Below are 13,862 nucleotides of genomic sequence, written 5' to 3' on the forward strand. Positions count from 1 at the left end.
TTTTCTATCAGCCTTGATTCACAACTGTTGCCTTCAAGCCTTCTTGAGCTTGTAACTGACTAGAAATAGCGGGAGAAACCCCCAGATCCTTAATCGGATTTCGAGCCTCAATCAAACTCAGAGCACCGCTAACACTCTCAGGCAAAATCACGACCAAACTCCCCGGCGGCGCATTATCCAAAGCCTTATTTACCGCTGTAGTTTCATCTAAAATTGACTCATATTCAACTTTAGATTTCCCATTTTCTTGCGAGTTTAGCGCCTCTCTAATTCCCTGGGAAATTAACTCTGCCGCCGAACCCGCAGGCCGTCCTCGCCGATCGGCATCCTCCTTAACAATAATCCTGTCAAAAATCTTGGCTGAAAGCTTACCGAGAGTAATAAAATCCTCATCTCGCCTATCTCCAGGGCCACCCACCACACCGATATGGAATCCCGGCCAATTCCGTACAAAACTCCCCAAAGCCTCATAACTATGAGCATTGTGAGCATAATCCACCAAAGCGTGATAAGTTCCCAAATTAAACAAATTCATCCGCCCCGGAGTTTGACCAGCAGAAGCTTGGAAGGTAGACAAAGCTGCCCGAATATGCTCAATCTTCACCCCTTGGGCGAAAGCCGCCAAACAAGCAGCTAAAGCATTGGCAATCATAAACGGTGCGCGGCCGCCCATAGTTAAAGGTACGTTTACCGCTTGTTCAATTCTCAGCGTCCAATCTCCCTTTAAAATCGACAAATAGCCGTGTTCGTAAACCGCCGCTAAGCCGCCCGCAGCAGTATGTTTTGCTACCAACTCGCTGTCAGGGTTCATGGAGAAATAAGCTACTTGTGCCTTCACGCGCTGGGCCATTTTTGCCACCAAAGGGTCATCGGCATTGAGGACTGCACAGCCATTAGGCATCACGGACTCCGCCACTACACTTTTAAGGGTGGCTAATTGCTCTACAGTATCGATGTCACCAATGCCCAAATGGTCGGCGGCGACATTCAAAACTACGCCCACATCGCAGTGTTCAAAGCCCAAACCGGAACGCAAAATGCCGCCCCGTGCGGTTTCTAGGACTGCGACTTCTACTGTCGGGTCAGAGAGAATTAAATGAGCGCTTTGGGGCCCGGTATTGTCTCCCGATTCCACGAGATATTCACCGATGTAGGTTCCGTCTGTAGTCGTGTAGCCAACTGTTTGACCAGTTTGTTTAACAATGTGAGCCAATAGGCGAGTTGTGGTGGTTTTGCCATTAGTGCCGGTTACGGCTAAAATTGGCACTCGGCTGGGCTGAAACTGGGGAAATAGCATATCCAGTACCGCGCCGGCGACATTGCGGGGTAAACCTTGGCTGGGTGCAACGTGCATTCTGAACCCAGGGGCGGCGTTGACTTCCACGATTACGCCGTTTACCGATCGCAACGGTTGGGAAATATCCGCAGTGACAATATCGATCCCGGCAATATCCAAGCCAATAATCTTGGCTACCCTGGAACACAGCCAGAGATTTTCTGGGTGAATCTCATCAGTGCGATCGACGGCAATACCGCCGGTACTGAGGTTGGCTGTTGCCCGTAAAAATACTCTCTGACCTAGTGGTGGCACCGATTCCATCGTGTATCCTTGCTTATTGAGCAAGTCTAAGGCGAGTTTATCGATGGTAATCCGGGTGAGTACGTTGTCGTGTCCATCGCCCCGTTGGGGGTCGCGGTTGACTGCTTCGATTAGGGCTTCGATGGTAGATTTCCCATCTCCAACTACGTTTGCGGGTACTCGTTCGGCCACGGCGACGACTTGACCGTTAACTACTAATACTCGGTGGTCGCGACCGGTATAAAAGCGTTCAACAATTATGCTTTTGCTTTTGGAAGCGGCGCTGGCTAGGTCGTAGGCTTCCTCTGCTTCTTCCCAAGAGTTGATATCGATAGTGATCCCGCGTCCGTGATTGCCATCTAGGGGTTTAATGACTATGGGATAGCCGCCGACATCAGCGATCGCATCTTGTAATTCGTCTAAATAGTTAATCACCGTACCTTTGGGAACGGGAACTCCTGCGTCGCGGAGAACTTTTTTCGTACCTTCTTTATCGCAAGCCAATTCTACGCCCAAAATGCAGGTGCGATCGCTCAGAGTTGCCTGTACCCGTTTTTGGTGAATCCCGTAACCTAGTTGAATCATAAACCTGGCACTCAACTGCATCCAGGGAATGCCGCGAGTTTCAGCTTCTTTAACAATAGTTTCCGTCGAAGGGCCTAGAGCTGCGGCGGCAGCAAATTCTTGAAGGTCTTTGATATCTTGAGCTAACTCTTCTTGCGGATAAGTCCCGGTATTAACAATACTTTGGCACAGCCGCACGCCTGCTCTGGCAGCGTAACGCCCTGCTTGTTCGTTTTGATACTCAATTACTACTTGATATGTACCAGGAGTTGAAGTCTCGCGGGTGCGGCCGAATCCCATCGGCATTCCTGCCAATTGCTGAAGTTCTAAGGCTACGTGCTCAACAATGTGCCCCATCATCGTGCCTTCTCGGACGCGCTGCAAAAATCCGCCTCGGCAGCCAGGGGAACAGTAGTGTTCGATCAAACTGGGTAGGACGCTGGTTAATCCCTCGTAGAAGCCGGGAATTTGAGCTGAAGTTTTATCTGCCAAATCTTCTAGTTCTAGACGCATGACGACCAGCTTGTGCCGTCTAATGCTCCAGTAGTTGGGGCCGCGTAAGGTCTGGATTTTTTGTATTTTCATGGCAGTCTTAGAGGATTGTGGGTCGCAGGTGTCGGAGAAGCATTGCCCATAGTTATTCAATTTCAAGCTTGATTACTCGATAAACTGTTCGCAGCGAACAGTTTTGCTATGAGTTTTGAGTTTAGGGATTTAGTTGGAGTTTCGACACTCCGGCGGCCAACTGGTATTGGGACAAGTTTCTGATTGCACGGCTTTGCCAGAGCGCATATTGTAACAATCCCCGTGACAGAGGATGTGCAGGCGCAGGTTAAAGAGGCTCAAGGGTTCTGTGGCTTCCACCACAGGCTCGTTGGTGTGAAATATCTCTCTAGTATCGACGATCGTCACTGTGCCTTTGCCCATAATGCTAATGATGCCATCTCCTTCAAACAGGGCACAGGTGTCCTCGTCGATGCCGATGCCGATGCGGTCGGGGTGAGAGGCGATCGCTGACAACAATCTGGCCATGCGATTACGGTTGTGAAAGTGCTGGTCTACTATTACTTCTGGTATGATATCGAGCCCATTTGCCATATCAACTAAAGACCGATTCGGAGATGCGCCGCTACCGCCGCCTGCGATCATGTGGTGGCCCATCACTGCTGCCCCAGCGCTGGTACCAGCGAGGACGATTTTGCCTGCTTGGGCGGTGGTACGGATTTTTTCCATCAAGGGAGTATCGGAGAGCAAACCACACAGGCGCAATTGGTCGCCGCCGGTCATGAATACTCCCGTACAATCTTCTAAATAATCTTTCCATAACGGGTCTTCCCCTTGTTGTCGCTCGCGGATGTCGAGAACTTTGACCGCTTCTGCGCCCATTTCGTCGAAGATGGTGCGGTAGCGGGCGCTAATCGCTTCTGGATCTCGCGAAGCTGAGGGAATGATTGCCAGTCGAGCGCTTGTAGCTCCTGCGCGGTGAAAAAAAGTTTGCAGAATCTCCCGTCCGTGAACTTTGTCTTCCGCTCCTCCAATCACCATGATCGTTGTTGTGGTGCGCTGGGGAGTGTGTTCAAGGGCTTGAGATGTCAACTGCTGCATAGTGTATCTTCCTCTGTTTGGCTAAAATTGAGTCGTGCCGCTCCTGGTATGCTGCCAAGTCAGCTTGCGATCGCGATCGTTGGTTTTTTGCCCTGTTTTTGGTATTGGCGAAGCATACCGCCTGTGGGCTGGCTAAGGCAACTGGCCTGCAACCGAATGCGGTTCCTCCAGCTTGAGGGAGCGATCGCTTCTGAACCCTACTTTTCTGCTGGCTGTCAAGCAGAAGGCACAAGGGCAGAAGGTAGAAAAACTTAGCCATCTAGAAGGACTCAAGGCAGAAAGCAATAAAAGCAATAGTTTCAGCAACTAAGAATCTCTTAATCAGCTTGGCGGTTGCTATAGAGCGCTGGCAATTTTCCTTCCTGGTAGTAATTTTTCTACAAAACCCGCCCACAATACAGCCAGGATTTAAGCGGCAAAGGAAAAACCTAAGACTTATCCGACTATAGGCATTTATTTATGAAATTCATGGTATTATAACTATACCTTTTTTGTGCCAAAATTTTGTGATTTTGTGCGATCGCGATCGCGCTAATAATTCTACGATGACGATGAATCAAAGAGCAATTGTAGAAAACGGGCTTTCGTACCTGTGTTTTTAGCAGGGACAGATTGGAGAATTAACTAATTACTAAATTTACTGCCTCGTGCGATTTGATGTTCTGACTCTGTTTCCAGATTTTTTCACATCTCCCCTAAGTTCGGGGCTGATGGCCAAAGCTTTAGCAAAAAACATAGCTGAGGTAAATTTAGTCAATCCCCGTGATTTTACCGCAGATAAGCATCACCGAGTTGATGATGAGCCTTATGGGGGTGGTGTGGGTATGGTGATGAAGCCGGAGCCCATCTTTGCGGCGGTGGAATCTGTGCCAATTTTACCGAGGCGTGAGGTGATTTTGCTGACTCCCCAGGGGGAGACGATGCAGCAACAGTTATTTCGGGATTTGGCTGGCGGGTACGATCAGTTAGTTTTGATTTGCGGCCATTATGAGGGTGTGGATGAGCGAGTGTTGCATTTAGTGACTCGCGAGGTGTCTTTGGGGGATTTCGTGCTCACAGCGGGGGAAATTCCGGCTTTGGCGTTGATTAATGGGGTAGTACGGTTGTTGCCGGGAACGGTGGGGAAGGCTGAGTCGGTGGCTTTAGATAGTTTTGAGGATGGGTTGTTGGATTACCCACACTATACCAGACCGGCGGATTTTCGCGGCTTGAAGGTTCCTGATGTTTTATTATCGGGGAATCATGCTGAGATCGATCGTTGGCGGCGACAGCAGCAACTAGAAAGGACGCGCCAACGGCGGCCGGATTTGTTAGACAAGGCCTAAAAAATCATCACAATTAAAAGTAAGTGTCAACACTAGATCGGAAAACTACAATTAATATTTTAAGAGGAAGGTAATAGTATAAGTATCGCCCACAGAAATTATAGAGGTAAGACCTGATTTCTAGGTCAATTTTTTTAAAGAAAGCGACAATCTTTTTAATAAATCACGGGTTTGTGTAAGTCTTAGGAGGTTTAATGGACAAGAGTAATGATAAGTTTATTGATGGGTTTACTTGGGTTTTATGTGGAAATTTTTTACTGTGGTTTGTATTACTTTTTGTTCTGGGCAATTCTATGAATAAAATTTTGTGGTTTGGCAATTGGATTAACCGATGTATTGATATTCAAGTTTCCCTTCTCCTGGTAGTTTGGGTCTAGCTAGGGGGCTGTGGCTATTTTCTTTAGTTACTGGTAGTATTAGCTTTGCACAGCTTTGTTATATTATACCTTTGATAATTTGGGCAAAAAAAAGAGGAAAATGGGAGTTTATTAAGGGGGTTTTTGTTGCTAGCTTGACTACAATTTTATTAGTAGCTAATTGCTTTGTCTCTGTAGTTTTTTGTTGATGATGATGGAGAATATTACACTCAACTCAAATAATTGCCCTAATTAAGCTATAGTATTATCAGGTAATGTTCTCATATAGCCTGCTCACAAATGCCTCCCTCTAAACCTTACCAACCCTTACTACTCAGGCTCCTACATGGAGTTAACGCTCTGATAGCAGTACTCGCAATTTTAACAGCTTTTGTAGTGTACAATAACTATGATGGTCGCTTTGGAAAATTGCCACTTCCTCAGTTGGAACACATCATTGGAATTCATGGCACTTTTGGTAAACTCTTAATTTTAGGTGTGATGCCAGCCTTTGCATTATACAGCTTTCATATCGGTCAAAAACGTTTGATTCAGCCAGATTCGTTAGCTAAAATAACACAATTGAGTAAACCGATTGGGTGGTACAGCTTTCACCGGACTGTCAATACAATCATGTTATTAGCACTAACTTTTTCGATTGTGTCTGGTAGTATGGTCAAGGAAGAATGGCTACCTGCGGGAGAATTAACGCGGATTTGGTACACTCTTCACTTAATAGGATGGGCAATTCTAGTCTTGTGTCTAGCCTTGCATTTACTAATGAGTGCCAAGATTGGGGGATTTCCTCTTATTGTCTCTATGTTTGAGGCCAAGTATCGTCCTAATGATTCTTCTTTGACTGATTGGCTGCATAAAATTCGCTCTTTAATAAGACGCTCTTAATTAAGAATATGCGACGAAATATTACCCTCATTATTGTAGAAGTATTAGTCATGGGTGGCTGGATATTTGCCTTGTTAGCACCTATTCTATTTCCTTGAATTGCTGGTCTAATTATAATAGATTTTTAGTGGAGATTGCTCCCATCCGGTCAAATGTTTGCTATCCTGAAGATATCATACCAGTTTATAAGCCAGATGAACAACACCACAATGTCACTAGCTATCGAAAGTTTACCAACAAATTTAATTACCGATGATGGTGAGCCGATGGAAAGCAATAACCATAGAATTTCGATGAATTTACTTATCCAGTCCCTCAAATATCACTGGCGAGATAGATCGGACTTTTTTGTAGGTGGCAATATGTTTGTCTACTACAGTGCTAACCAAGTCAAAAATCAAGACTTCAAAGGCCCTGATTTCTTTGTGGTTTTAGATGTAGATGGAACCATAAATAGAGATGCTTGGATTGCTTGGGAAGAAGACAGTCGCCTCCCAGATTTAGTAGTTGAATTAACCTCTCCCTCAACTGCTGAAGTAGATGTAACCACCAAAAAAGATATCTACGAGCGCAAATTAAAAACCCAAGATTATTTTGTCTACGAACCCAATATTGCCACTTCTCTCAGAGGTTGGACGTTAATCAATCGTCGGTATCAATCATTATCTCCTAACGAACAAGGGAGATTATATTGTGAGTCTTTAGGACTATGGCTGGGTGTATGGGAAGGGAAAGTAGAAAACTGTCAAGGTAATTGGTTGAGGTTTTTTGAGGCTGATGGAAATTTAGTGTTAATGGGAGATGAAGCTGAAACTCAAAGAGCTGAATTTGAGCGACAGCAGAAAGAGCAGGCTATACAACAATTAGAAATTGAAAGGCAACAAAAAGAACGGTTAGCTGCTAAGTTAAGGGAATTGGGCATTAACCCTGATGAAATTTGATTGCTTGGATATTATAGAATGTCCGATTGATTTTTTTCCGATACTGGAATATTGTAAGTTATCTCTGAAAGTAAAAATTTTATGAACATCCGTATTGGCAATGGTTACGACATTCACCAACTGGTAAGCGATCGCCCCCTAATTTTAGGCGGAGTCAACATTCCACACGAATTAGGATTACTCGGCCACAGCGATGCAGACGTACTCACCCATGCGATTATGGATGCCATGTTAGGAGCACTCAGCTTAGGAGATATCGGTCATTATTTTCCCCCCACCGATCCCAAATGGAAAGGCGCTGATAGTTTAAAATTACTAGCACAAGTAAACCAGTTAATATTAGATAAAGGCTGGCAAATAGGTAATATCGATTCAGTGATAGTAGCAGAACGTCCGAAGTTAAAGCCGCATATAGAAAAAATGCGCGATCGCCTTGCCAATGTCTTAGAATTAAACCCAGACCAAATCGGTGTAAAAGCTACCACGAATGAAAAGTTAGGCCCCGTCGGGAGAGAAGAAGGCATAGCAGTTTATGCTGTGGCATTGTTAGTGGTAAAATAGTTGTAAGGTTGTAAATAATGATGATAACTTCTTCAATTCCCCAGGTTTTGCGTCGGTGGCTTACTATTTTACTAGCAGTTGTCGTCGCCATCACCCTTTATTCATGCAGTCCAGCTCATTCTAACTTAGTAGCACGATTAGTAGTTCCCACACCCAGCGGCCCAGCTACATTTAACTCCCCGCTAAATCAGTCAGCTTATGATGTGTTTGGCTATCTCTACGAGGGATTGCTCAATCAAAATGGTGTGACATCTAACTTAGAACCCGGTTTAGCTGAATCCTGGGAAGTATCTAAAGATGGCAAGAAAATTGTGTTTACTCTGCGGGAAGGATTGAAGTGGTCAGATGGCGAACCTTTTACCACTGACGATATTATTTTTACTTACGATGGTATTTACCTAAACGATAAAATCCCCTCTAGTTTGAAAGACATTCTTAGAGTTGGAGTCAGTCGCCAATTTCCCAAGGTTAAAAAACTCGATCCGCGCCGAGTAGAATTTTCTGTAGCAGAACCATTTGCACCTTTTATTCGATTTGCTGGCGGACTGCCAATTTTACCTGCTCATATTTTAGCAGAAAGTGTTCGCACTACTGATGCTGATGGTAAGCCTTTGTTCCTGTCAACTTGGGGAACTAATACCGATCCCAAAAAAATTATTGGTAATGGTCAGTATCGGATGGCTAGCTATACTCCCAATCAGCGAGTTATTCTAGAGCGCAACCCCTACTATTGGCGTAAAGATACTCAGGGAAATTCTCTGCCTTACATTGAGCAAATTGTCTGGCAAATTATGGAAAATACAGATACCCAACTGCTGAATTTCCGTTCTGGAGATTTGGATACTCTCGACGTACAGCCAGAGGCATTTCCGCTGTTGAAACGAGAGGAAAAACGAGGTAAATATACTATTTATAACGGTGGGCCAGACTCTGGGACAGTGTTTCTGGCATTTAATCTCAATCAGGGTCGTAATGCCAAGAATAAGCCTTTCGTAGACCCGATTAAGTCTCGCTGGTTTAATATTAAGGAATTTCGGCAAGCCATTGCTTATGGAATTAATAGAGATGCGATGACGAACAATATTTATCGCGGTTTGGGTGCTCCCCTGCATTCTCCAATTCCTGTACAAAGTCCTTTTTACCTTTCTCCAGAAAAGGGATTAAAGACTTATAATTACAATCCAGAAAAAGCGAAACAATTGTTACTTGATGCTGGTTTTAAATATAACTCAGAAGGTCAGTTATTGGATGCTAAGGGCAACAAAGTTCGATTTACTGTGCTAGCATCTGCTGGTAAGAAGGTGCGGGAACAGATGGCATCACAAATTAAACAAGACTTAGGTAAACTTGGGATGCAAATTGACACGCAATTTTTGAGTTTCAATACCTATGTAGAAAAGCTGCGCCTGACGCGGGATTGGGATACTTATTTAGGTGGCTTCACGGGTGGCGGTGTGGAACCGCACGGTGGCTATAATGTTTGGTCAGTGAAGGGAACTTTACACAGTTTTAACCAACCGCCGCAACCGGGAGAACCAGCTATTAAGGGTTGGGTTGTTGCTGACTGGGAGCAGAAAATTGATGACCTGTATGTGCAAGCATCGCAGGAACTTAACGAGGCGAAGCGCAAGGAAATTTATGCGGAAACTCAGCGCATCACTACTGAACAAATGCCTTTTGTTTATATGGTGAATCCGCTAACTTTTGAGGCTGTCCGCGATCGCATTTCTGGGATTAAATACAGTGCTATTGGCGGTGCTTTTTGGAATTTGTATGAGTTGAAAATAACAGAATGAATTTGGTAGTGGGTAATGGGTAATTGGTAATGGGTAATTGGTAATTGCTAAACCGAAGTAGTTTCACAGTATGGCGATTGCTTCGCTCGCAATGACAACCAACAACTAACAACCAACAACCAACAACTAACAACTAACAACTAACAACTAACAAATAACAAATTTTATGGAACCTGAAGCATTACAAAATTTACTAAAAGCTGTTGCGGCTGGGGATATGACTCCTGACATAGCTTTGGAAAAATTAAAGCATTTTGACTTTGAACAAGTAGGAGATTTCGCGCGAATTGACCACCATCGTAGTTTAAGAACTGGTTTTCCCGAAGTAATCTGGGGACAGGGAAAAACACCTGAGCAAATTGTTGAGATTATACAGGTGATGCGGCCGCGTAATTCAGTGGTAATGGCTACTCGAATCTCACCGGAGGTGTATGATGAATTGCAGCAGAAAATTCCCGATTTATCTTATTATCGAAGTGCTAAAATTTGTGCAATTGTTCCTGATTTAGCAATCCCAAAAAAAAGCGGAATTATTGCTATCCTAACTGCGGGAACTGCCGATTTGCCTGTAGCAGAGGAGGCGGCTGTTACGGCGGAACTATGCGGGTTTCAGGTTCGCCGTCTTTGGGATGTGGGAGTGGCTGGAATTCATCGTTTACTGAGTCAAAGGCACGTTATTTATGAAGCGGATGTGTTGATTGCAGTGGCTGGAATGGAGGGGGCTTTGCCTAGTGTGGTTGCAGGTTTAGCGAATTGTCCGGTGATTGCTGTGCCAACAAGTGTGGGTTATGGTGCTAATTTTGGCGGTTTAGCTCCCTTGTTAACAATGCTTAATTCTTGTGCTGCTGGTATCGGGGTAGTTAATATTGATAATGGGTTTGGTGCAGCGATTTTGGCTTGTCAAATTCTTAGGACTGCTGAGCGATTGGGGCGGTTTGAGGGAGAGAAAGCTTAAATCATTGAACTTGCTTAGAGCTGAAAATAGAGGTTGCTAGGGCGATCGCGAGGCTGGATAATTTTTTATGAGACAAGAATCATTGACTAATTAGCAATAAGCGCTCTTGACAGGAATTGGCAAAACAGCGGAAATAACTATTTTTTCACTCTATAATCCTTATATACCAACACTTAGAGCATATTTGTACTGTCATACAAGATTTTGTTATCGCCAGAAATAATGTGCGTTATGATACTTATAGCTTAATCTTATGTAAAGAAAAATGAGATTTTAGTCAAGATATTTATCCAAATATTAAGCTATTTGTAACTCTTATGACAACTTGTGTGTTCTAGCTTCTGTTATTACCATATTCAGCTATCTTAGAAATATAAAATAAAGATTAAGCCTAAAACCCTACCTTTGTAGGAGATGATGGCTTAATACCACCAGTTCTTCCCATCCCAGTACCCTGGATGAGGATTCACGATTTTCGGAGGTTCTATGACTCCTACAATGTTACGCCAGCTCTGGTCATTAGTTGAAACCACTCAGGCAAATGTCTTAATGACACTAGATGATGACACTCTCGCACAGTGGTTGCTCAAGCAGTTCAAAATGAATTCCTCGATCAACGGTAGTGAAGCGGAACAGTTAAATCAGTATATCCAGTCTCGGCTATCTCTGATTCGAGATCTAGCGGCTGAGCGTTTAGGAGCAGAGCCCTCTGGCTAATCCTTAAGGTATCGTGGCTGAAACCAGGGTAAAAGCATTAACATGGCTAAAAGCTCCAATTGCTAAGGATTTAAAGCAGTTGCCACAGCTTGTCTCTAGAATTTTAAGGTCGGGTAATTCCACAAATGCTGTATTTTTACTTTTGTCGAAAAATGTATGACTATAGATCGTGGCGATCGCTAATGGATTGGAGAGGAAAACCATGCGATCGCGAATAGTATCTTTTAAAGGACTGCTGCGAGTCGCTCCATAGTCCGCTGATTTTCTGCGGGAGTACCGACAGTAACTCGCAAACCTCCACCTGTGTGCCTAATTAAAGTCCCTTGCGCTTTAAGTTGCAGCATCAAATTGTGATGCTGTTCGTCTAAACAGTTAGAGCCATCGCCTTTGAGCCGGAGGTAAATAAAGTTAGCTGCACTTGGCCATACTTGTAATTTTGGGTGTTTACCAAGAGTTGTAATTAACTTGCTTCGCTCAGCTAAGGTTTCGGGAATTGATGACTGCAATAACTGCCTCCCGGCCAAAGCAAATTGAGCAGCAATTTGAGAGAAAGTGGGGAGATTGTAAGGCAAACGGATTTTTTCGAGGGTGGCTATAACTTCGGGATGTGCGATCGCATATCCTACCCTCATAGAAGCTAACCGAAATGCCTTAGAAAATGTTCGCAAAATTATCCAATTAGGATGTTGCCGCAATTCACCAGCAAGAGTAGTTTGGCTAAATTCAAAATAAGCTTCATCAATGACTACCAAAATATTGTCTGGTAAACTTCGCAGCCAGTCTAACTCATTTGGCGTTAAAGCATTGGCAGTAGGGGAATTAGGATGAACTACAAAAACTACCCGCACGGGAGGATTTTGGGTTTGTTTAATTATTGCTTGAGCCGCCGCTAAATCAATTTCAAAATTTGCTTCATTTCGCCCTACACTCACAACAGGAATACCGAGAGTTTGGGCAAGGATAGCATACATTGAAAAGGTCGGATCGGCCACAAAAATCGAACCTTCCCCCCGCAGACAAGTAGCAATCAGCAATGAGCGAATTAATTCGTCAGAACCATTACCAACGGAGATATTATCTATCGTAATTAAGGAATTTTGAATGGGGTCAACTGATTCATTGACGTATTCTGCGATCGCACCTTTGAGTGCCGCATGACCACCATCAGGATAGCGATTAGCCTCAATTAGCTGCTGGAAATTCCAAGCTAGCTTTTGTTTTAACTCATCAGGCAAATCATAGGGACATTCATTAGTATCCAAGCGATCGAGGGAAATCTCCGACTCCGCTGGTTCTCCTGAAGTGCCACCAGGATGAGGGGTATAGGCAGTAAGTTGTGCTAAATCTTGGCGGATAAATGGGAGCATAACACAAACGTTTATTTTACTTAGAACTTACGCTCATAGGTTCAGAAACCGATTTTTTTACAAAATCTGCTGGCTCTAACGAAGTATTTTCGTAAAAAAACCAGTTTCTTTACTCGAAGTGCTTAAGTCCTGTTGATAATTCTCAATCTGTAATCAACAATTAATCATACTACAAATCCCAGGTTGCCCTTACTTAAAGCTTAGACACTGCTGCACAATTTGCTATATACCACCGCCAAGGCAAATCAGCACCTTTAGAAATACCGATCCGCGTGGTTTGCACAATTGCGATCGCACCTCCATCTACAGCTTCTTGAAATTCTGGACTCCGATGCTCTAACCACAGGGGTTCTCCCGGACGCAAAGCCAGACCATTTAAACTAGAATTAATCTCAAGTACGCGGCAAAGTTTCCCAGGGCCAGCAGCAATGCGATCGCGAAGTCGCCGGTCTCCGGCATCGCGCAGTCGCGGAGCTCCGGCATCAGGAAGTCGTAAAGCTGAGGTATCACCCTTCAATTGTCCATCCGCCTCTGGAACTGACTCTAATTGTAAAGCTCGAATCAACACAGCACTACCAACCCCTTCCAGATCTGTCACAATATTGAGACAGTGGTACATACCATAAATCAAGTATATATATATTGTGCCCGCTGGCCTAAACATCGCCTCGTTGCGAGGAGTACGACGCAGGTAAGCATGACAAGCTGGATCTCCAGGTGCGTAAGCTTCTGTTTCCACGATCGCACCTCGAACTATTTCACCATTAGGAAAACGCCGTACAAGAGTACAACCCACTAAATCAGGCGCAACATTAGGAGATGAACGCGCCAGCCAAGAAGAGTCTACAATCTCAGCGTTTTGAGAGTCGATCGCGTCGCGAGCATTCTTCCCTTCTAGGGGCAGGATAGCATCTACCACTTTAGGGGCGATCGCTATTTTTTTTTGTTTGCTCATCTTCCAAGTTTCACTCAAGGACGGTTAGAATTCAGTAGCCAGTAGGAGCGTGAAAACTTGCCCTCTGGCTGAGGGAAAGCCACGCTCGTTGGATCTTGTTGAAAGACAAGGATAACAGTCTCCATCATCAAACAGAGGAAGCTCAGTTATGGATATCAAGTTAGTTCTAGCAGCCTTGACCGTTGTTTTTACCCTGGGTTGTCTGTTCTTCGGTACGAAAAATGGATTTTATGACAGC

General features: G+C 44.4%; 12 protein-coding genes. 8 read left to right on the forward strand and 4 right to left on the reverse strand.

Annotation, left to right across the window (positions count from 1 at the left end):
• Positions 1-7 precede the first annotated feature (7 nt).
• Entirely contained in the window at positions 8-2,728 is a 2,721-nt protein-coding gene (cphA, locus tag OSCI_RS03005) for a cyanophycin synthetase (protein WP_007353380.1), read from the reverse strand.
• Between the two features lie 129 nt (positions 2,729-2,857).
• Complete coding sequence (locus OSCI_RS03010) at positions 2,858-3,748, reverse strand: cyanophycinase (protein WP_007353381.1); 891 nt, start codon at positions 3,746-3,748, stop codon at positions 2,858-2,860.
• A 27-nt stretch (positions 3,749-3,775) separates the two neighbouring features.
• Between OSCI_RS03010 and OSCI_RS03015 the strand changes: the two genes are divergently transcribed.
• The 8 genes from OSCI_RS03015 (at position 3,776) to OSCI_RS03055 (ending at position 11,302) form a co-directional block, all read left to right on the forward strand.
• Positions 3,776-4,003, forward strand: a complete 228-nt coding sequence (locus OSCI_RS03015) for a hypothetical protein (protein WP_148288892.1) — start codon at positions 3,776-3,778, stop codon at positions 4,001-4,003.
• Between the two features lie 392 nt (positions 4,004-4,395).
• The gene (gene trmD / locus OSCI_RS03020; RefSeq protein ID WP_019487506.1) at positions 4,396-5,073 is read left to right on the forward strand and encodes a tRNA (guanosine(37)-N1)-methyltransferase TrmD; all 678 of its coding nucleotides are present in this window, start codon (positions 4,396-4,398) and stop codon (positions 5,071-5,073) included.
• Between the two features lie 656 nt (positions 5,074-5,729).
• Positions 5,730-6,332, forward strand: coding sequence for a cytochrome b/b6 domain-containing protein (locus tag OSCI_RS03030; protein ID WP_007353384.1), 603 nt, complete (start codon positions 5,730-5,732; stop codon positions 6,330-6,332).
• A gap of 209 nt (positions 6,333-6,541) precedes the next feature.
• Complete coding sequence (locus OSCI_RS03035; RefSeq protein ID WP_019487508.1) at positions 6,542-7,273, forward strand: Uma2 family endonuclease; 732 nt, start codon at positions 6,542-6,544, stop codon at positions 7,271-7,273.
• Positions 7,274-7,354: 81 nt separating this feature from the next.
• Positions 7,355-7,834 (forward strand): 2-C-methyl-D-erythritol 2,4-cyclodiphosphate synthase, encoded by a 480-nt coding sequence (ispF, locus tag OSCI_RS03040; protein WP_007353387.1) that lies wholly within the window; start codon positions 7,355-7,357, stop codon positions 7,832-7,834.
• 17 nt (positions 7,835-7,851) lie between these two features.
• Entirely contained in the window at positions 7,852-9,630 is a 1,779-nt protein-coding gene (locus tag OSCI_RS03045; RefSeq protein ID WP_007353388.1) for an ABC transporter substrate-binding protein, read from the forward strand.
• 166 nt (positions 9,631-9,796) lie between these two features.
• The gene (larB, locus tag OSCI_RS03050; protein WP_007353389.1) at positions 9,797-10,585 is read left to right on the forward strand and encodes a nickel pincer cofactor biosynthesis protein LarB; all 789 of its coding nucleotides are present in this window, start codon (positions 9,797-9,799) and stop codon (positions 10,583-10,585) included.
• A 486-nt stretch (positions 10,586-11,071) separates the two neighbouring features.
• Positions 11,072-11,302: a hypothetical protein gene (locus OSCI_RS03055; protein ID WP_007353390.1), complete on the forward strand. Its 231-nt coding sequence runs from the start codon at positions 11,072-11,074 to the stop codon at positions 11,300-11,302.
• Between the two features lie 224 nt (positions 11,303-11,526).
• On the opposite strand, the gene OSCI_RS03065 is transcribed toward OSCI_RS03055, so the two are convergent.
• Both OSCI_RS03065 and OSCI_RS03070 read right to left on the reverse strand, forming a co-directional pair.
• Positions 11,527-12,669, reverse strand: a complete 1,143-nt coding sequence (locus OSCI_RS03065; protein WP_007353392.1) for a histidinol-phosphate transaminase — start codon at positions 12,667-12,669, stop codon at positions 11,527-11,529.
• A gap of 193 nt (positions 12,670-12,862) precedes the next feature.
• Complete coding sequence (locus OSCI_RS03070) at positions 12,863-13,624, reverse strand: DNA-3-methyladenine glycosylase (protein WP_007353393.1); 762 nt, start codon at positions 13,622-13,624, stop codon at positions 12,863-12,865.
• Positions 13,625-13,862: the final 238 nt, after the last annotated feature.

It is taken from the genome of Kamptonema sp. PCC 6506, from assembly GCF_000180455.1.
Classification (GTDB): Bacteria; Cyanobacteriota; Cyanobacteriia; order Cyanobacteriales; family Microcoleaceae; genus Kamptonema; species Kamptonema formosum.

Excerpts from the sequence above, each read along its gene's own strand:
- OSCI_RS03045 (WP_007353388.1), top strand. The coding sequence starts at position 7,852 with ATGATGATAACTTCTTCAATTCCCCAGGTTTTGCGTCGGTGGCTTACT.
- OSCI_RS03030 (WP_007353384.1), top strand. The coding sequence starts at position 5,730 with ATGCCTCCCTCTAAACCTTACCAACCCTTACTACTCAGGCTCCTACAT.
- OSCI_RS03010 (WP_007353381.1), bottom strand. The coding sequence starts at position 3,748 with ATGCAGCAGTTGACATCTCAAGCCCTTGAACACACTCCCCAGCGCACC.
- OSCI_RS03055 (WP_007353390.1), top strand. The coding sequence starts at position 11,072 with ATGACTCCTACAATGTTACGCCAGCTCTGGTCATTAGTTGAAACCACT.
- cphA (WP_007353380.1), bottom strand. The coding sequence starts at position 2,728 with ATGAAAATACAAAAAATCCAGACCTTACGCGGCCCCAACTACTGGAGC.
- OSCI_RS03070 (WP_007353393.1), bottom strand. The coding sequence starts at position 13,624 with ATGAGCAAACAAAAAAAAATAGCGATCGCCCCTAAAGTGGTAGATGCT.
- larB (WP_007353389.1), top strand. The coding sequence starts at position 9,797 with ATGGAACCTGAAGCATTACAAAATTTACTAAAAGCTGTTGCGGCTGGG.
- ispF (WP_007353387.1), top strand. The coding sequence starts at position 7,355 with ATGAACATCCGTATTGGCAATGGTTACGACATTCACCAACTGGTAAGC.
- OSCI_RS03065 (WP_007353392.1), bottom strand. The coding sequence starts at position 12,669 with ATGCTCCCATTTATCCGCCAAGATTTAGCACAACTTACTGCCTATACC.
- OSCI_RS03035 (WP_019487508.1), top strand. The coding sequence starts at position 6,542 with ATGTCACTAGCTATCGAAAGTTTACCAACAAATTTAATTACCGATGAT.